Genomic DNA, 18517 nt, shown 5'->3' on the forward strand with positions numbered 1-18517 from the left:
TCCACCATGCACTAGGGCGGGGGGGTGCGGAAGCGTTTCGGTTCGGTCAGTGGGGTTTCGGCCGGGGCGCCTCTTCCCGGATGGCGCCCCTCCCCCCTCCCTGAAGGGCGTGGGGAAGCGCGGGCGGGGCGCTGCGCCTTTCCGGGCCGGGCCCCGGCGCGAGCGGGGCGGGGAGGGGCGCGGCTTCGCTCGGGAGGGCGGTTCGGGGCGGTTGGTCTCAGCGGTTTATGGCGTCAGGGCCTCGGGCGGTTGCGCGGCTTGAGACGGTGTGATGCGGCCTCCCTGGCGGGAGGGAGGCCGCGGCCCGGGCTGGTCGCCCGGGCCGAGGGGTGAGCGGGGAGCGCGGCGCTTTCGCCCGGCCGGGGGCTTCGGCCTAGCCTCGCCCCAGCCGCGCCAGCGCCTCCCGCGCCAGCCGCTCCACGATCTCGCCCGTCCCCTCCTCCCGCGCGAGGAAGGGGGCCTGGCCGGACCAGAGGGACATTAAGTCGGGGCTGCCGGCCTTCGCGCTGGCGGCGCGGAGGGGGGCGGTGAGGGGGTTCATCAGGGGGAAGTCGGCGGGGGGCTGAGCGCCCATTTCGGCCATGTAGCGGTTGCGGACGCCGCGGGCGGGGCGCCCCGAAAAGGCGGCCGTCACCGCCGTATCCGCCCCGTCAGAGGCGCGGAGGGCGGCGCGGTGGGGCTCCGCGATGCGGCTTTCGGGGGAGAGGAGGAAGGCGGTGCCGAGCTGGGCGCCGGCGGCGCCGAGCATCATCGCGGCGGCGATGCCCCGCCCGTCCCCGATCCCGCCCGCGGCGATGACGGGGACGCTCACCCGGTCCACGATGGCGGGGACGAGGGCGATGGCGCCCATCTCCCCCCATCCCTCCCGCTCGTCATGGACGCCGCGATGGCCGCCGGCCTCCCATCCCTGGGCGATCACCGCATCCGCCCCCGCCGCCTCCAGCGCGACGGCCTCGGCGGGGGATGTGGCGGAGGAGAGGATGAAGATTCCCGCCGCCTTCAGCGGGGCGAGAAGGTCGGGCGCGGGGAGGCCGAAATGGAAGGAGACGGCCGCGGGCCGCGCCTCCAGCACGAAGGCGAGGCGTTCCGCGTCGAAGGGCGGGGTCGCCGCGGGTTCGGGGACGGGGCCGAGGGCGAATTCGTCGTAGAAAGGGCGAAGCCGCTCCCGCGCCGCCGCCTCCCGCGCCGCGTCGCGCGCTGGCGGGCGGTGGCAGAAGAAGTTGAGCGCGAGGGCGCCGTTCGTCGCCGCCCGCGCCTCCGCCCATTCGGCGCGCATCTGGGGAAGCGTCAGGAGCGGGGCGGCGACGGAGCCGAGGGCGCCGGCGTTGGCGGCGGCGGCCGCCATGGCGGGGGAGGAGGCGCCGGCCATCGGCGCCTGCACGATCGGGTGACGGAGGCCGAGCCGCTCGATCAGCCGCCCGTCAGGCCACATCAGCTTTCCACGGCCTCGGAGCAGGAGAGGGGCTCACGCTCCACGATGCGCTCCACCGTCTGCTCCTCGCCGTCCTCCACGCCGATCACGACGATGGACTCGCCGCGCTTCACATGGCGGAAGCAATGCAGCTCCCCGGCGAAGGCGAAGCAGTACTGATCCTCAGCGAAGGCCCAGCGCCCCTCGGCGCAGGCGCCGTTGGGGAAGCGGAAGATCACGTCGCCGGCCTCGTTGACGTAATATTCGCGGCCGAAAAGCTCCCCGTCCTTGTAGTAGTAGAGCGTCTTGCCCGTGGTGAGCGCGCGCCAGGCCTCGGGCGGGATCGGCTCGTCCGCGCCGGAATGGGCGGCGCCGGCGGCGAGGAGCCCCGCGGCGATGAGGCTGGAAGCGATGATGCGGAAGCGGCGCATGGGGACCTCCCTGTCTCGGACAAGCTAAGCAAATCCGGCCGCGCCGCGCCAGCCCGCTTGTTGCGTCACGTTGCGTCGCGGGGGAGGGGCGGGTGCCGTGCGGGCGGGGGCGACCCGGAGCGCGCGTTGCGCAATTTTCGGGGTTTTTCGCGGCGGAGGCGGAAAATTCCGCATAGCGCCATGATTCAAAAGGGCTATTCGCCACGAATCACGATATTACAAGCGTATTACACGCGTATTACAAACGTATTGCAGATTCACGCGGATCGCGGTCCGGCGGGGGGATCAGGCACGGAAGCGAACAGATTTCAGGCCATGCGCGAGCATAGCCTCGGGACATGAAGATACGGTTGACGCCCTGCGCGCGCTCCGCTCCCGAACCGCGCTGCTGGACAGGGGCGCCCGCCTTCGGATTTATTCCGCCGCAAAGAAGCGGGGAGGCCGGGCGATGGAACAGGGCGGAAAGACGATCGACGAGGCGTTCAGGGCTTCGGCCGGGCGCTGGCCGGAGACCGCCTTCCTGATCGCGCCGGCCGAGGGCGGCGGCGTCCCGCGCGAGACGAGCTATGGCGAGGCGGCGGAGATCGTCTCCCGCTGGGCCGGGCTCCTCTCGGCGGCGGGATACGGGCACGGGCACCGGGTGGCGATGCTGGTCGGCAACCGGCCGGAATTCCTGCTCCTGAAGCTCGCGCTGGCGCGGGTCGGCGCCTCCATGGTTCCGGTCAACCCGGATTACCGGCCGGCGGAGCTCGCCTATCTGCTGGAGGATTCGGGCGCCGATCTCGCGATTTCGGAGGCGTCGCGGCGGGCGCTGATGGAGGCGGGCGTGGCGGAGGCGAAGGTGAAGCCCGCCATCGCGCTGCTGGAGGAGATGGAGGCGGGTCTGCCCCCGGCGCCGCGCCCCGCGCCCATGCCGGGCGGGCCGGGGCCCGAGAGCGAGGCGAGCCTCCTCTACACCTCCGGCACGACGGGGCGGCCCAAGGGCTGCATCCTCAGCCATGAGAGCGAACTCATGTATGGCGAGAGCTATCTCATGATGCCGGACCCGATCCGCCTCCGCCATGGCGACCGGGTGATGAACCCGCTGCCGCTCTTTCACGCCAATGCCGGGGTGATCTGCTTTCACGGGCTGATGCAGGCGGGGGCGGCGCATGTGATCCCGCCCCGCTTCTCCATGACGACCTGGTGGCGGGACATAAGGGACACGGAGGCGACGCTCTTCCATTATCTCGGCGTCGTCATGTCCGTCATCATGGCGGAGAAGGAAGCGGGGCGCGGCGATGCGGGCAAGCTCCGCGCCGCGCTCGGCGCCGGGATCGAGCCGGCGCTGCACGGGCCGTTCGAGGAGCGGTTCGGGATTCCCGCCGTCGAATGCTGGGGCATGACGGAGATGTGCCGCGCGATCTTCATCGCGGAGGAGCCGCGGCTGATCCACACCCGCGCGATCGGGCGGGGGCGGCCCGGGCTCGAATGCCGGATCGTGGACCGGGAGGACCGCGAGGCCCCGCGCGGGGCGCCGGGGGAGCTTGTCATCCGCCATTCGGAGGCGACGCCGCGGCGCGGATTCTTCTCCGGCTATCTCAACAAGCCGGAGGCGACGGAGGAGGCCTGGCGCGGCGGCTGGTTCCATACCGGCGATACGATGTCGATGGACGAGAGCGGGATGATCTATTTCATCGACCGCTCCAAGAACATCATCCGCCGCTCGGGCGAGAACATTGCGGCGGCGGAGGTGGAGAACTGCCTTTTCGAGGATGCGCGCGTCTCCGCCGTCGCCTGCATCGCGGCGCCGGACGAGGTGCGGGAGGAGGAGGTGATGGCCTGCATCGTGCTGAAGCCCGGCGCTGAGCCGGGCGAGGCGACGGCGCGGAGCCTCTTCGACCACGCCTTCCGCCGCATCTCCTATTTCAAGGCGCCGGGCTGGATCCGGTTCATGGACGAATTGCCGGTGACGGGGACGCAGAAGGTGGTGAAGCACCGGATCTTCGCCGAGGGGGAGGACCCGCGGGCGGGGGCGTTCGACTTCCGGGGGTTGAAGAAGCGGGGGTGAGGGGGGCCGTCATGGCGGAACCGCCTTCGCGCCGGACAGGCCGCCCGAGGGTAGAGCGGCGCGGGGAGGGCCGCGCACTCCCTCGGGAGGGCGCTTCGAAACGACTGATCCTCGCGGTTTATGGCGCCATGAACCCCTACGTTTGCGCCGTTTCCGCCGTCGCGATGCGCCCTCCCTGGGGGGAGGGAGGGCGCGGCCCGGGCTGGTCGCCCGGGCCAGGGTTTGCGGGGAGCGGCGCGCCTGAGCCCGGCCGGGTCGATCCGCGCCCGCCCCCCGCGTTGCAATCCCCCGCCCCGCCGATTATCTGACGCGGACGCGCGCCGCGCCCCCCCGGAGAGCCGCATGAACTGGATTTCCAACTACGTCCGGCCCAAGATCAACTCGCTCTTCTCCCGCCGCGAGATGCCGGAGAATCTCTGGGCGAAATGCGAGGGTTGCGGGCAGATGATCTTCCACCGGGAGATGGCGGAGGGCCTGTCCGTCTGCCCCTCCTGCGACCATCACATGGCGATCCGGCCGCGGGACCGGATGACGGCGCTGTTCGACGGCGGCGTCTTTGTCGAGATCAAGGTCCCCGAGGCGCCGGCGGACCCGCTGCAGTTCCGCGACCAGAAGCGCTATCCCGACCGGCTGCGCGAGGCGCGGAAGACGACCGGGGAGCATGAGGCGATGCTGGTCGCGCAGGGCGCGGTCGGCGGGGTTCAGACCGTCGTCGCCGCGCAGGATTTCAGCTTCATGGCGGGCTCGATGGGCGTGGCCGTCGGCAATGCGCTGATCGCGGCGGCGGAGGCGGCGACGCGGGCGGGCGCGCCGCTCGTCGTCTTCTGCGCGGCGGGGGGCGCGCGGATGCAGGAGGGCATCCTCTCCCTCATGCAGATGCCGCGGACGACCGTGGCGCTGGAGATGGTGAAGGAGGCGGGCCTGCCCGTCATCACCGTGCTCACCCATCCGACGACGGGCGGCGTGACGGCGAGCTACGCCATGCTCGGCGACGTGCAGATCGCGGAGCCGGGCGCGCTGATCTGCTTCGCGGGGCCCCGCGTGATCGAGCAGACGATCCGGGAGACGCTGCCCGAAGGCTTCCAGCGGGCGGAATACCTCCTCGAGCACGGGATGCTCGACATGGTGGTGGACCGGCGGAAGATGCGGGACGAGCTGGCGAAGCTCCTCCGCCTCCTCCTCCGCCTGCCGCCGCGCATCCATGGCGACCTGCCGGCGCCGACGCCGGAGCCCGCCGCCGCGCCGGCCCCCGCGCCCGCCCCTCTGAAGGGGAGCGGCGCTTGAGCGCCGGGCCTTCCGGCTCCGACGCGATCCTCGACCGGCTGCTGACCCTCCACCCGAAGATCATCGACCTGACGCTGGACCGGCTGGAGCGGCTGCTCGCCATCCTCGGCCATCCGGAGCGGGCGCTGCCGCCCGTCGTCCACATCGCGGGGACGAACGGCAAGGGCTCCACCCTCGCCATGATCCGCGCGGGCGTGGAGGCGGCGGGGATGAGTGCGCATGCCTACACCTCCCCCCATCTCGCGCGGTTCCACGAGCGCATCCGGCTTTCGGGCGCGCTGATCGGGGAGCCGGAGCTTTCGGCGCTGCTGGAGGAATGCGAGGCGGCGAACGGGGGCGCGCCGATCACCTTCTTCGAGATCACGACGGCGGCGGCCTTCCTCGCCTATGCCCGCCAGCCGGCGGACTGGCTGCTGCTGGAGGTCGGGCTCGGCGGGCGGCTCGACGCGACGAATGTCGTCGCGCGGCCGCGGCTCACGGTCATCACGCCGGTCTCCTATGACCACCAGCAATATCTCGGAGAGACGCTGGCCGAGATCGCCTTCGAGAAGGCGGGCATCCTGAAGCGGGGGGTGACCTGCATCGTCGGCCCGCAGGAGGACGAGGCGCTGGAGGTCATCGAGGCCCAGGCGGCGCGGGTCGGCGCGCCGCTGCTGATATCGGGGCGGGACTGGACTTGCGGGTTCGAGGCGGGGCGGCTCGTCTATCGCGACGGGGCGGGGCTGCTGGACCTCGATCCGCCCGCGCTGCCCGGCGCGCATCAGGCGGAGAATGCGGGGGCCGCGCTCGCCGCGCTCCGCGCGCTCGGGATCGCGGACGAGGCGGCCTCGCGCGCGCCGGCGGAAGCGGAATGGCCGGCGCGGATGCAGCGGCTCCGGACCGGCGCGCTCGCAGAGGCGGCGAAGCGCGCAGGCGCGGAATTGTGGCTCGACGGGGGGCACAACGTCGCCGCCGGGTTCGTCATCGCGCGGCATTTCCGGGGCCTGCCGGAGGCGGAGACGCATCTCATCTGCGGGATGCTCGACACGAAGGACAGCGCGGGCTTCTTCCGCCATTTCGCGGGCGTCGCCGCGCGGCTCCACGCCGTCGCCATTCCGGGCTCCGCTTCCGGCGTGCCGCCGGAGCGGCTGGCGGAGACGGCGCGAGGGGCGGGGCTGAATGCGGGGGCGGCGGCGAGCGTCGAGGCGGCGCTGGAGGCGGCTTTGGCGGCGGGGGCGCGGCGCGTGCTGATCTGCGGCTCGCTTTATCTCGCCGGGTCGGTGCTCCGCGACGGCGCGGGCTGACGGACGAGGCGCGCGACGAGGCGGCGGACGAGCGGCGCGACGACGAGGATCGTCGGGAAGGCGACCGCCCAGGCCGGGAGCCAGGCCGCCATCCAGAACCCGCCGAACCCTTCCACCGGGCCGAGCGCGCGGAGCGTCGCGACGCCCGAGACGAGGAAGGACATGAGGCCCGAGACGATCAGGCCGAAGAGGAAGGGGGCGTAGCGGGGATGCATGGGTTCGCTCCGGCGGGTCCGCGAAGCGCATAGCCGCCATGCGCGCCGCCCCGCAAGGGCCGGGTTGCCGCGGCGCGCCCCGCCGCATAAGCGGGAAGCATGGGACAGGACCGCCCCCTCCTCGGGATCATGCTGATGCTCGGCTTCTGCGCCCTCGCGCCGATGGGGGACGCGATGGCGAAGCTGGTGGGGGAGACGATCCCGCTCCTGATGCTCCTCCTCTGGCGCTTCGCGGTGCAGGCCGTGCTGCTGCTCCCCTTCGCGGTGAGGGACCTGGGCGGCCTTTCCGCGCGGGTCTGGCGGCTGACGGCGCTGAGGACGGCGCTCCACATCGTCGGCATCGGGGCGATGTTCGCCTCGCTCCGCTTCCTGCCGCTGGCGGATGCGGTGGCGATCGCCTTCGTCATGCCGTTCATCATGCTGCTGCTCGGCAAGTATTTCCTGAACGAGGAGGTCGGCCCGCGGCGGCTTTCGGCCTGCGCGGTCGGCTTTCTGGGCGTGATGCTGGTGGTGCAGCCGAGCTTCGCGGAGGTGGGGGCGCCGGCGCTGCTGCCGCTGCTCGTCGCGGTCGTCTTCTCCTTCTTCATGCTGGTGACGCGGCAGGTGGCGCGGGAGGCGGCGCCGGTGACGCTGCAACTGCTCTCGGGGCTGATGGGGGCGCCGGCGCTCCTCGCGCTCTGGCTGGTCTTCGGCGGGCTGCACCCGGACATCGCGATCCGGGCGCCGGAGGGGCGGGAGCTGACGCTGCTGCTCGCCATCGGCGGGCTCGGGACCTTCGCGCATCTCCTGATGACCTGGAGCCTGCGCTTCGCGCCCTCGGCGACGGTGGCGCCGATGCAGTATCTGGAGATTCCCTTCGCGACGCTGATCGGCTGGATCGTGTTCCGCGACCTGCCGAACGGGCTCGCGGCGCTCGGCATCCTGATAACCGTGGGGGCCGGGCTCTATGTGATCGCGCGGGAGCGGGCGACGGCGCGCGCGGCGCGGACGCCGGCGCCGCCGGCGGCGTGAGGGGGCGTCCGCGGCATCCGCTTGCGTTCCGGCCGCTCGGCTCGTCAATCGTCCTCGGGAGCGCCCGGCCGATCCGCCCGCCCCCGAGGCGGCGCGCTACCCCTCGATGGCGGAGAAGATCGCCACGCGGCGCATCACCTCGCGGATGCGGCCGAGGAGGCGGAGGCGGTTGAGGCGGGTTTCGGGCTCGGGCGCGTTCACGATCACCTTTTCGAAGAAGGCGTCGATGGGCGCGCGGAGCCCGGCCATCGCCTCCATCGCGGCGGCGAAATCCTCCCGCTCCAGCGCCGGGCCGATGGCGGCCTCCGCCGCGTCGAGCGCGGTGAAGAGCGCCTGCTCCTCCGGCTCGCGGGCGAGGGCGGGGTCGGGCGCGCCCTCCGTCGCGGCCCCGTCCTTCTTCGCCTCGGCGGCGACGATGTTCGAGGCGCGCTTGTAACCTGCGAGGAGGTTCGCGCCCTCCTCGGTGGCGAGGAAGGCCTGAAGCGCGCGGACGCGGGCGACGAGGAGCACGAGATCGTCCTGCCCGCCGAGGCGGAAACAGGCGTCGATCACGTCATGCCGGACGCCTTCGCCGCGGAGATGGACTTTCAGGCGGTCGGCGAAGAAGGCGAGGAGGTCAATGTTCTCAGGATAGGCAGTCACAACATCCGACCTACCTGGCTCTCCCGAGAACACGACCATATCGCTAACTTCGGCAACTGCAGTTCGCCTTGCTTCGCTCAAGCTCTCTCTGACAAGTTCCCTGTTTGCCCCGGATGTTTGTTCCGCTCGATCAAGCGCTTCGTTTTTTTCAATGAGCTGTCTTGCCACGCGGCCTCGAACAAAATCGAAGTGCGCGCGATGGAAGCAAGGGACCAGCGGAAGCCGGAGCTGCGACTTCGTTAGTATTAGCACCACCCCCAAAGCCGCCCGCCGCAGCGCAAACGGATCCTTGCTCCCCGTGGGCTTTTCTTCAATCGCCCAGAACCCGGCGAGCATGTCGATCTTGTCCGCCAGCGCCACCGCCACGGAGACCGGCGCCGTCGGAACCGCGTCCGAAGGCCCGAGCGGCGCGTAGTGTTCCCGCGCCGCTGCGGCCACGTCGCCGGCCAGCCCCGCGGCCTTGGCGTAGTATTCCCCCATGACGCCCTGCAATTCGGGGAACTCGCCGACCATTTCCGAGGTCAGGTCCGCCTTGCAGACCATCGCGGCCTGTGCCGCCGTCTCCGGGTCCGCGCCGACCATCGGCGCGATTTCCCGCGCCAGGGCGGCGATGCGCTTTACGCGGTCGGCCTGCGTGCCGAGCTTTGAGTGGAACGTCACATTCTCCAGCTTCGCGCCGAGCGCCTCCATGCCCCCGCGCTCGACGGTGCGGAGGTCGTTCTCCCAGAAGAAGAGCGCGTCGGAGAGACGCGCCGCCAGCACCCGGAGGTTGCCCTTCAGGATCGTCGCGCCGCCATCCGGCGCCTCGATGTTGGCGACGGTCACGAAGCGCTCGATCCGGCCCGTCTTCGGGTTGCGGAGGGAGAAGAACTTCTGGTGTTCCTTCATCGAGGTGCGGAGCACTTCGGGGGGGAGGCCGAGGAAGCGCTCCTCGATCTCGCCCATCAGCGCGACCGGCCATTCGACGAGCCCGGCGACCTCGGCCAGCAGCCCTTCATCCTCCACTACCTCCATGCCGGCGGCGAAGGCGAGGTTGGCCATGTCCGCCCGGATGCGGGCGCGGCGCTCCTCCGGGTCGAGCACCACTTTCGCGGCGAGGAGGCGCTTCGCGTAATCGTCGAAGTCGCGCGGGGCGAAGCGGGCGGGGGCCATGAAGCGGTGGCCTTCCGTCTCCCCGCCGGAGGCGACGCCGCCGATCCCGAAGGGAACCACGTCCGTCCCCGCCTCGTCGGAAAGGATGCAGAGGATCGAGCGGAGCGGGCGCACCCAGGTGAGGTCCCCGCTGCCCCAGCGCATGGAGCGCGGCCAGGGGAAGGCGCGGATGACTTCCGGCGCGATCTCCGCGATGACTTCCGCGGCGGGGCGGCCCGGCGCCTCGATCACGGCGAACCAGACCTCGCCCTTCTTGTCCGCCCGCTTCTCCAGCCTGTCGCGGGTGAGGCCGGTGGAGCGGAGGAAGCCTTCGAGCGCGGCCTCCGGCGCGTCCGTCCGCGGCCCTTTCCGCTCCTCCCGCACCGGCATGGTCGCCTTCGGCAGGCCGGTGACGGAGAGGGCGAGGCGGCGGGGCGTGGCGAAGGCGGCGGCGGCGGCATAGGTGAGGCCGCGCGCGACCATCGCCTCGGTGAAGAGGCGCTTCAGATCCTCCGCCGCGCGGGCCTGCATCCGGGCCGGGATTTCCTCGGAAAAGAGTTCGAGCAGGAGGTCGGCCATGTCATTCGGTCCTCGGTGGGCAGCCTTCGGGGAGCGGGTCCCCGTCAAAGGCGGCCTTGCCGCATCGGTTGATCTGCCGCCATTCATAGGCGCGCCCGTCCGGATAGGAGGCGACGATCCGGTCGAACCCGTAGGGCTCGTTGAATTCCGCGAGGATCGCGCGGGCGCGGCCGGCGCCGAGATCCTGCGCGATGCGCTCCGCGTCGAAGCAATCGAACCAGCCGGGGGCGACGAGCGGATCGGCCCCGGCGGCCTCCGGCCCGTCCAATCCCTCGGCGCGGAAGCAGCCGCGGAGCTTCAGCGGGGAGGAGGCGGCGTCGATCCCCTCGTAATGGGCGACGGGAATGGTCTCCCCCGCCACGAGGACGGATTGCACGCCCTCGACGGTCACGTAATGCCCGCGCGTCTGGAACCACCAGAGCGTGGCGCCGAAGAGGAGCGCGAAGGCGACAAGCCCGCCGGCGAGGTAGCGACCGTTCATGTCAGCGCCCTTCGGAATATGCGGTGAGGGCCGCGCACTCCCTCGGGAGGGCGCTTTGGAGCGAATGGGCGAAGCGGTTTATGGGGCCATCATCTACGACGGTTGCGCGTCTCGCGACGTCGCGATGCGCCCTCCCTGGGGGGAGGGAGGGCGCGGCCCGTGCTGGTCGCACGGGCCAGGAGGGGAGCGGGGCGCGCGTTCTCTGCATCATCACGCCGCCCGCCCGGCTTCCGTTGTCAGGAACGCGTCGGCGCAGAGCTTCGCCAGCGCGCGGACGCGGGCGATATAGGCCTGCCGCTCGGTCGGGGAGATGACGCCGCGGGCGTCCAGCAGGTTGAAGATGTGGCTCGCCTTGATGCACTGGTCATAGGCGGGATGGGCCATCGCGATCTCCCGCCCCGTCTTCGGATCGGTCGCCGGGGCTTCGATCGTGCGGCGGCATTCGGCCTCCGCATCCTCGAAATGGCGGAGGAGGGCATCCGTATCCGCCTGGTCGAAATTCCAGCGGCTGTATTCCCGCTCCGTCTGGCGGAACACGTCTCCGTAGTGAAGCGGAATGGGCGCGTCGGGCGCGTTGAAGGGCATGTCCATCACATGTTCGACGCCGAGCACATACATGGCGAGGCGTTCGAGGCCGTAGGTCAGCTCGCCCGAGACGGGGCGGCATTCATGGCCCGCCACCTGCTGGAAATAGGTGAACTGGCTCACCTCCATCCCGTCGCACCAGACCTCCCAGCCGAGCCCGGCGGCGCCGAGGGTGGGGCTTTCCCAGTCATCCTCGACGAAGCGGACGTCATGCAGCGCGAGGTCGATGCCGATGGCTTCGAGGCTGCCGAGATAGAGCGCCTGAAGGTCCGGCGGGCTCGGCTTGATGATGACCTGGAACTGGTAATAATGCTGAAGGCGGTTGGGGTTGTCCCCATACCGCCCGTCCGTCGGCCGGCGCGAGGGCTGGACATAGGCGGCGGCCCAGGCCTTCGGGCCGAGGCTGCGCAGCGTCGTCGCCGGGTGGAATGTGCCGGCGCCCACCTCCATGTCATAGGGCTGCAGCACGGCGCAGCCCTTGCCGGCCCAATAGGTCTGGAGCCGCAGGATGATCTCCTGAAAGCTTGTCGGCTGCTGCTGCATAGGGCCGCTCCTCTTGTCGCGCCTCCTCTACAGGCGGGCAAGCGGCTGGACAAGGGCGCGGGGCTTCGCTAGGCGGGGATGACTGACAGGAACGCTCAGGAACCGATGGCCTTCATCGACGCCGCCCGCGCCGCAAGAAGCCGGCTCCCCGATCTCTGGACGCTCGGCGCGCTGCTGATCGCCGCGGCGATCCTGACGCCGATCTTCGCCGTGGGCTGGATGGCCTTCTTCCCGCGGGAGAATATCTGGCCGCATCTGCTGGCCACCGTGCTGCCCGGCTATGTCTGGAACTCGGTCATCCTCATGGCGATGACGGGCCTCGGCGCCGCGATGATCGGGACGGGCGCGGCCTGGCTGACGGTGATGACCGACTTCCCCGGAAGGCGGTTCTTCGACTGGGCGATGCTCGCGCCGCTCGCCGTGCCGGCCTATATCGGGGCCTATGCGCTGACCGATTTCCTCGAATATTCGGGGCCGGTGCAGGTGGGCCTGCGGGAGCTTTTCGGCTGGCGGGACAGCCGGGACTACTGGTTCCCGGAGATCCGCACGATCTGGTCCGCCGGGTTCGTGCTGACGCTCTCGCTCTATCCTTACGTCTATCTCCTCGCGCGGGCGGCGTTCCGCGAGCAATCCGTCTGCGCGCTGGAGGTCGCCCGCTCGCTCGGCTGCGGGCCGTGGGAGACGTTCTTCCGCGTCGCGCTGCCGCTCGCCCGGCCGGCGGTGGCCGCCGGGGTCGCGGTCGTGATGATGGAGACGCTGAACGATTTCGGCGCGGTGGATTACTTCGCGGTCAGGACGCTGACGGCCGGGGTCTTCTCCGTCTGGCTCGAAGGGTCGAATGTGGGCGGGGCGGCGCAGATTTCCTGCGTCATCCTCGTCTTCGTGCTGCTCCTGATCGGGCTCGAGAGCGCGGGGCGGCGCGGGCGGCGGTTCCATTCCCTCTCCCGCCGCTACCGGCCGATCGAGCGGACGCGGCTCGCGGGCTGGCGCGGGCGGGCTGCCTGCCTAGCCTGCGCGGCGCCGCTGCTCTTCGGCTTCGTGCTGCCGATGCTGGTGATCGGGGCGCGGGCGCTGGAACGGCCGGAGGGCTGGCTCGCCCCGGCCTTCCACGAGGCGGCGGTCCGCACCGTCTGGCTCGGCGCGGCGGCGGCGCTGATCGCGGTGACGGCGGGGCTCTTCCTCGCCTTCGGCGCGCGGCGGGCGGAGGGGCGGGCGCCCGTTCTCATCGCGCGGGCGACGATGATCGGCTATGCGGCGCCGGGGGCGGTTCTGGCGGTCGGCGTCCTCATTCCGCTCGCGGCGCTGGACCGGACGATCCATTACACGATGCTCGACCTCTTCGGCTTCGGGACGGGGTTGCTGCTGACCGGCTCGGCGGCGGCGGTGATCTTCGCCTATGTCGTGCGGTTCAACGCCATCGCCTATGGCGCGCTCGACGGCGCGCTGGGGCGGGTCACGCCCTCGATGGACATGGCGGCGCGCACGCTCGGCTCGGGGCCGGGCGGGGCGCTGCGGCGGGTGCATCTGCCGATCATCTCCGGCTCGATGGCGACGGCGGCGATCCTGATCTTCGTCGATGCGGTGAAGGAATTGCCGGCGACGCTGATCCTTCGCCCGTTCAATTTCTCGACGCTCGCGACCTATGTCTACGACTATGCGGGCCGGGAGCATCTGGCGGAGGCGGCGCCGGCGGCGCTGACCATCGTCGCCGTGGGCCTGTTGCCGGTCGCGATCCTTGTCCGCGGGCTCGGGGGGCGGCGGCCGGGCGAGGCGCCGCCCGACTGATTTTCGCCGCAAGGGCGTTTATGATTCCGGAGACTGATTCGCCCGGAAGGAGCCGACCCATGCGCCGCGCCCTCAAGATCTTCGCCGCCCTCCTGCTGCTCGTCGCGACGGGCGCGGTGGCGCTTGTCGCGCTCTTGCCGACGGAGCGGATCGCCGCGCTTGTCGCGGAGCGGGTGGAGGCGGCGACGGGACGGGCGCTGACGCTCGAAGGCGGGCTTAGCCCGAGCTTCTGGCCCGTTCTCGGCGTCGAGACGGGGGCCTTCTCCCTCGCCAACGCCGAATGGGGCGCGGCGCCCGCGCTCGTCTCGGCCAGCGGCGCGCGGATCGGGGTCGAGGTCATGCCGCTCCTTTCGGGCGAGATCCGGGTGCGCGAGGTGCGGCTCGTCGAGCCCGTCATCGCGCTGGAGATCGGCGCGGACGGGGCGGCGAACTGGGATTTCGGGGGGGCCGGCGCGCCGGAAGGCGCGAGCGGGGAGAGCGCGGCGCTCACCGCCTTCTCGCTCGACGAGGCGGTGATCGAGGGCGGCGCGCTCCGCTTTTCCGACGCGCGGACGGGGGAGGTTCACGCCATCGAGGCGGCGGACCTGCGCGCCGCGCTGCCCGGCGGGCTCGAAGGCGCGCTGACGCTGGCGGGCGAGGCGACATGGCGCGGGGAGGCGGCGCGGATCGACCTCGAACTCGCCTCGCCCGGCGCGGCGATGCGGGGGGAGCGGATCGCGCTCCGGCTCGATTTCGAAGGCGCGGGCGCGAGCCTCTTCTATGACGGGGAGGCGGACCCTTCCGGCCCCGCCGCCGCGGGCGCGCTGAAGCTTTCCGCCGCGGACCCGGCCGCGCTCCTCGCCCTCGCGGGGATCGCGCCGCCGCCGGCCGTCACCGGACTTTCCGAGGTGAGCCTGGAGGGGCGCGTGGATATCGGCCCCGCGCTCTCGCTCGACCTCAAGGGCGGCGCGGCGAAGGCGGGGGAGCGCGGCGTCTTCACGCTCATCGCCGCGGCGCCGCCGGGCTGGGAGGAGAGCCTGACCGCCGATCTCGACCTCACGGCGGAAATCGGGAGCCTTGCGCGCATCGCCTGGAAGGGCCGCGCGGGGCCGGGCGCGGGCGGCGCGCCGGCTACGCTTGACGGGACATTCTCGCTCGAAGCGGCGGACCCGGCGAAGGCCGCGGCCTTCGCGCTCGGGGCGGCGCCGGCGCAGCTCGCCGGGCTCTCCGCCCTCGCGCTCGAAGGCCGGGTCACGATGGGCGAGGCGCTGTCGCTGGCCGCGACGGGCGGGGCGACGAAGGCGGGCGAGCGGGCGGAGATCGCCCTTTCCGCAGAGGCGGCGCCGGGCTGGACGCAGAGCCTGACGGCGGATGTGGACCTTTCCGCGACGATCGGGCGCCTGGCCCGCCTGAGCTACAAGGGCCTCGCCGGGCCGGGCTCCGGCGCGGCGCCCGTGACGCTGAAGGGCGATTATGCGCTCGCCGCGGCGGACCCGGCGAAGGCCGCCGCCTTCGCGCTCGGGGAAGCGCCGGCGCAGCTCGCCGGCCTCTCCGCGCTCGAACTCGCGGGGCGGATCGACCTTTCCGCCGCCGGGCTCTCGGGCGCGGCGAAGGGCGGCCTCTCCCGCGACGGGCGGCGCGCGACGCTGGACCTGACGGCGCGGGGCGGGGCGGACTGGGCGACGGCGCGGGCCTTCGCGCTGAAGCTCGACGCCTCGCTCGACGGGCTCGCGCGCCTTTCCTTCGACGGGCGCGCCTCGGCGCCGGACGGCGCGGGGCCGAGCGTGGAGGGCGCGCTCGACCTCGACGCGCCGGACCTCCGCGGCCTCGCCGCCTTCGCCGGCGCCGCGCTGCCGGAGGGCCAGCCGGGCGCCTTCCGCCGGCTGCGGGTGACGGGGGACGTGACGACGCCCGCCCCCTCCCAGATCCGCATCGCGACGAGCCGGCTCGATTTCGACGACATCGCGGCGAAGGGGCCGATCCGCCTCGCCTATGGCGGCAAGCCCGCCCTCTCCGCCGTGCTGGAGGCCGGCGCGCTGGACCTCACGCCCTATATCGGCGGCGGCGAGGCCGGCCCCTCGGGCCCCGGCTGGAGCAAGGAGCGGATCGACCTTTCGGGCCTCAACGCGCTCGACGCGGACGTGACGCTCCGCGCCGCCTCCGTCACCCTGCCGAACATGGCGCTGGGGCGGAGCGACGTGACGGCGAAGCTGGCGGGCGGCAGGCTCGACCTTTCGGTGAAGGAACTCGGCTTCTACGAGGGCGGGGTGCAGGGCGTCGTCCGGCTCGACGCGGCGCGCGGCGTCGCGCTCGACGCGGATGTGACGGCCTCCGCCGTGCGGCTCCTGCCCATGTTGCGGGATCTGGCGGACGTCACGAATCTCGAAGGGCTGGGGCGGGTGAACTTCGCCGTCTCCGGCGCCGGCGAAAGCCTCGACGCGATCATGCGGAGCCTTGACGGGAACGGCGCCATCAGCCTGACGGACGGCGCGCTCGTCGGCTTCAACCTTGCGGCGATGGTGCGGAACCTGACCGGCGGGGGCGGCGAGCAGAAGACGGACTTTTCCGAGATTTCAGGAACATTCACGATAAGCGACGGCGTGCTCTCGAACGGGGACTTCGCGTTTCTCGGCCCGCTCATCCGCATCACCGGGGAGGGGACGGCCGATCTCGGCGCGCAGACGGCGAATTTCCGGCTCGTGCCGAAGGCGGTGGCGACGCTGAAGGGGCAGGGCGGGGCGCTGGACCGTTCCGGCCTCTCCTTCCCGCTCATCATCTCCGGCCCCTGGTCGAACCTCTCCATCCGGCCCGACCTTCAGGCCGGGATCGAGGCGCTGCTGACCGACCCGGAGGGCGTGCTCGACGCGGCGAAGGGCCTGATAGAAGGCGGCGGGGCCGGCGTGCTGGAAGGCGCCGTCGGCGCGGCGCTCGGCGGCGCGGCCGTGGGCGGCGCGGCCAAGGCGCTGGAGGCGGCGAAGGAGAACCCCGCCGCCGCCGCGGCCGAGGCGCTCCGCGCGATCACCGGCGCCCCAGCCGCGGAGCCCGCGCCGAGGCCCGACCTTTCCGGCCTCTCGAAGGAGGAGCGGCAGGCCGAGCGGAAGCGCCTGCGGCAGGAGGAGCGCCGGGCGAAGCGGGAAGAGGAGCGGCGGCAGGAGCAGCTCCGGAACGACCCGGCGGGCGCCGTCGTCAACGAGCTCCTGAACCAGATCAGGAAGCCGTGAGGGCGCCCGCCGCGCCGCATCAGGGCAGGGCGGCGCGCGCCGCCCGGCCGGCGTCGACGGCGCGCCGGACGAAGCCCGGGAACATCGCCTGCATCATGCCGGAGACATGCGGCGGCGCGCTGGCCAGCGAGCCGGCGTCAAAGGGCGGAGCCGGGTCGTATTGCGCGAGGAGCTGGATCGCCATCGCATAGTCCCGGTCCCGCAGCAGCTCCAGCATCTTCAGCCCGAAATCCACGCCCGCGGTGACGCCGGCGCCGGTTATGCGGTTCCAGTCGATCACCACGCGCTCCGGCTCAAGCACGGCGCCGAGCGGCTCCAGCGCCGCCTCGGTCACCCAGTGGCTCGTGGCGCGATAGCCGTCCAGCAGGCCGGCCGCGGCGAGGAGGACGGAGCCGGTGCAGACGGACGTCACCCAGTCCGCCCGCGCGCCCCGGTCGGCGAGGAAGCGCATCGTCTCCGCATCCTCCAGCGCGCCGAAGAGCCCGCTGCCCGAGCCCGGAACGAAGAGCACGGTGAGCTTGGCCGGCGTCTCGTCGAAGGTCGCGTCGGGGACGATGGTGAGCCCGGTGTCGCTCCGCACCGGCTCGCGGGTTCTTGCGACGACATGGACGGTCGCCCCCATCAGGTTGGCGAACATGTATTGCGGGCCCGCGAGGTCGAGCGCGGTGAAGCCGTGATAGGCCAGCATCGCGATCCGGTCCGGCTTCGTCCATTCGGTCGGAAAGGCGCTCATGTCATGGGCCGGCGGCGCCTCTTCCGAGGCCGCGGCGCGCCCGGCCGCGGCGAAGGCGGTTGTCTTGTGCATGGTCGTTCCATCATGGAGTTGCGCGCAGGCGCGCGTAGACCCCGCCGGAGGGCGGGGCGGCCACGATCAGGCGGAACGACGGGCGGGCGGGTCCCTCGGCCGGGGCGCCCGCTCGAACGGGCGGCCATGCGGGCGGAGCGGCCGGGCGCTGACGCGGAGCCGCGCGGCGCGCTGCAGCCGCGGGCCCGGCTCCCAGGGGCGGGGCGGCGATGCGACCGAGACGAACTGGAGGCATAGCTCGCAGCGCCAGAGTTCGGGCTCCGCCTCGCCGCTGAGGCAAAGGACGGGAAGGGTTCCGTCCGGCAGGGCGTAGGCGGAGAGATCGGGCCCCGGCGGCTCCGGATGGCCGGCATGCGCCGACCCCGCCGCGACCGTGACGACCGTCAGGAGAAGGGCGACGATCCGCCGGAGCCGGGAGACGCGAAACGACCTCATTGCGCGATCTGATATCTCGTCCGCCGACCGGTCAAGCAGGACGGCGCGTTCCTGCGGCGCGGGCGAAGCGGCATTCCGGCTCATGGAGCGCAAGGAACGGATGACGAAGACGGAGCGGTTCCGCTAAGCTTCGCCCGGCGGGCCTGTGGCGCGCCTCCGATTCAGGAGGTTCGAACGATGAGGATCATCCCGGCTCTCGCCCTTCTCGCCCTCGCGCCGGCATGCGCCCTGGCGCTGCCGGGCGAGGATCACTGGAGCCGGGAGGTGAGCCCGGCCGAAAGGGCGGCGCTCGAGGAGAGCCGGGCGCTGATCGAGGCGGGGCGCGCCGCCGAGGCGCTGCCGATCCTGACGGAGCTGGCGAAGGCGCTGCCTTCGAATGCGGACGTCTTCAACCTTCTCGGCTTCGCGCACCGGAAGACGGGGGACCTCACGACGAGCGGCGCGCATTACGTGCGCGCGCTCTATCTCGACCCGGACCATCTCGGCGCGCTCGAATACCAGGGCGAGCTCTTTCTCATGCAGGGAAATACCGAACGCGCGGCGGCGAACCTGCGGCGGCTGGAGGCGCTCTGCCCGGAGCGCTGCGAGGAGCGGGACGAGCTTGAGGCGGCGATAGAGGCGCAGCGGGCGGAGTGAGCCGGGACAC

At 72.1% G+C, this 18517-nt stretch carries 15 protein-coding genes; 7 read left to right on the forward strand and 8 right to left on the reverse strand.

Features of this window, described 5'->3' with window-relative positions:
- Positions 1–373: 373 nt before the first annotated feature.
- Together ACE37J_RS20620 and ACE37J_RS20625 are read right to left on the reverse strand one after the other, a co-directional pair.
- Positions 374–1432 carry an NAD(P)H-dependent flavin oxidoreductase gene (locus ACE37J_RS20620; protein WP_409715255.1) on the reverse strand — a complete coding sequence of 353 codons (1059 nt, stop codon included), beginning with the start codon at positions 1430–1432 and terminating at the stop codon, positions 374–376.
- Complete coding sequence (locus tag ACE37J_RS20625) at positions 1432–1842, reverse strand: hypothetical protein (RefSeq protein WP_409715258.1); 411 nt, start codon at positions 1840–1842, stop codon at positions 1432–1434. The genes ACE37J_RS20620 and ACE37J_RS20625 overlap by 1 nt, the downstream gene beginning before the upstream one ends.
- A gap of 448 nt (positions 1843–2290) precedes the next feature.
- On the opposite strand from ACE37J_RS20625, the gene ACE37J_RS20630 reads away from it, so the two are divergent.
- The 3 genes from ACE37J_RS20630 (at position 2291) to ACE37J_RS20640 (ending at position 6459) form a co-directional block, all read left to right on the forward strand.
- Positions 2291–3892: an AMP-binding protein gene (locus ACE37J_RS20630; RefSeq protein WP_409715261.1), complete on the forward strand. Its 1602-nt coding sequence runs from the start codon at positions 2291–2293 to the stop codon at positions 3890–3892.
- Between the two features lie 342 nt (positions 3893–4234).
- Positions 4235–5176 carry an acetyl-CoA carboxylase, carboxyltransferase subunit beta gene (gene accD / locus ACE37J_RS20635; RefSeq protein WP_409715264.1) on the forward strand — a complete coding sequence of 314 codons (942 nt, stop codon included), beginning with the start codon at positions 4235–4237 and terminating at the stop codon, positions 5174–5176.
- Positions 5173–6459, forward strand: a complete 1287-nt coding sequence (locus ACE37J_RS20640; RefSeq protein ID WP_409715267.1) for a bifunctional folylpolyglutamate synthase/dihydrofolate synthase — start codon at positions 5173–5175, stop codon at positions 6457–6459. Before accD ends, ACE37J_RS20640 begins: the two co-directional genes overlap by 4 nt.
- Here the strand turns inward: ACE37J_RS20640 and ACE37J_RS20645 are convergent.
- Positions 6420–6674: a DUF2798 domain-containing protein gene (locus tag ACE37J_RS20645; protein WP_409715270.1), complete on the reverse strand. Its 255-nt coding sequence runs from the start codon at positions 6672–6674 to the stop codon at positions 6420–6422. The two genes, ACE37J_RS20640 and ACE37J_RS20645, sit on opposite strands and share 40 nt — an antisense overlap.
- A 99-nt stretch (positions 6675–6773) precedes the next feature.
- Between ACE37J_RS20645 and ACE37J_RS20650 the strand changes: the two genes are divergently transcribed.
- Positions 6774–7685 carry a DMT family transporter gene (locus ACE37J_RS20650; RefSeq protein ID WP_409715274.1) on the forward strand — a complete coding sequence of 304 codons (912 nt, stop codon included), beginning with the start codon at positions 6774–6776 and terminating at the stop codon, positions 7683–7685.
- Between the two features lie 96 nt (positions 7686–7781).
- Here ACE37J_RS20650 and glyS read toward each other — a convergent pair whose 3' ends face one another.
- The 3 genes from glyS to ACE37J_RS20665 form a co-directional block, all read right to left on the reverse strand.
- Positions 7782–10037: a glycine--tRNA ligase subunit beta gene (gene glyS / locus ACE37J_RS20655; RefSeq protein WP_409715277.1), complete on the reverse strand. Its 2256-nt coding sequence runs from the start codon at positions 10035–10037 to the stop codon at positions 7782–7784.
- Position 10038: 1 nt separating this feature from the next.
- Entirely contained in the window at positions 10039–10518 is a 480-nt protein-coding gene (locus tag ACE37J_RS20660) for a DUF6446 family protein (RefSeq protein ID WP_409715279.1), read from the reverse strand.
- A gap of 210 nt (positions 10519–10728) precedes the next feature.
- Positions 10729–11646, reverse strand: a complete 918-nt coding sequence (locus tag ACE37J_RS20665) for a glycine--tRNA ligase subunit alpha (RefSeq protein ID WP_409715282.1) — start codon at positions 11644–11646, stop codon at positions 10729–10731.
- A gap of 105 nt (positions 11647–11751) precedes the next feature.
- On the opposite strand from ACE37J_RS20665, the gene ACE37J_RS20670 reads away from it, so the two are divergent.
- The gene (locus tag ACE37J_RS20670; RefSeq protein ID WP_409715285.1) at positions 11752–13431 is read left to right on the forward strand and encodes an ABC transporter permease; all 1680 of its coding nucleotides are present in this window, start codon (positions 11752–11754) and stop codon (positions 13429–13431) included.
- Between the two features lie 59 nt (positions 13432–13490).
- Positions 13491–16631 (forward strand): AsmA family protein, encoded by a 3141-nt coding sequence (locus ACE37J_RS20675; RefSeq protein ID WP_409715288.1) that lies wholly within the window; start codon positions 13491–13493, stop codon positions 16629–16631.
- Positions 16632–16650: 19 nt separating this feature from the next.
- Here the strand turns inward: ACE37J_RS20675 and ACE37J_RS20680 are convergent, their stop codons facing one another.
- Together ACE37J_RS20680 and ACE37J_RS20685 are read right to left on the reverse strand one after the other, a co-directional pair.
- Positions 16651–17436 carry a DJ-1/PfpI family protein gene (locus ACE37J_RS20680; RefSeq protein WP_409715291.1) on the reverse strand — a complete coding sequence of 262 codons (786 nt, stop codon included), beginning with the start codon at positions 17434–17436 and terminating at the stop codon, positions 16651–16653.
- 66 nt (positions 17437–17502) lie between these two features.
- The gene (locus ACE37J_RS20685; RefSeq protein ID WP_409715294.1) at positions 17503–17871 is read right to left on the reverse strand and encodes a hypothetical protein; all 369 of its coding nucleotides are present in this window, start codon (positions 17869–17871) and stop codon (positions 17503–17505) included.
- Between the two features lie 177 nt (positions 17872–18048).
- Between ACE37J_RS20685 and ACE37J_RS20690 the strand changes: the two genes are divergently transcribed.
- Positions 18049–18507 carry a tetratricopeptide repeat protein gene (locus ACE37J_RS20690; RefSeq protein ID WP_409715296.1) on the forward strand — a complete coding sequence of 153 codons (459 nt, stop codon included), beginning with the start codon at positions 18049–18051 and terminating at the stop codon, positions 18505–18507.
- Positions 18508–18517: the final 10 nt, after the last annotated feature.

It is taken from the genome of Pikeienuella sp. (assembly GCF_046290545.1).
Taxonomy (GTDB): Bacteria; Pseudomonadota; Alphaproteobacteria; order Rhodobacterales; family Rhodobacteraceae; genus Pikeienuella.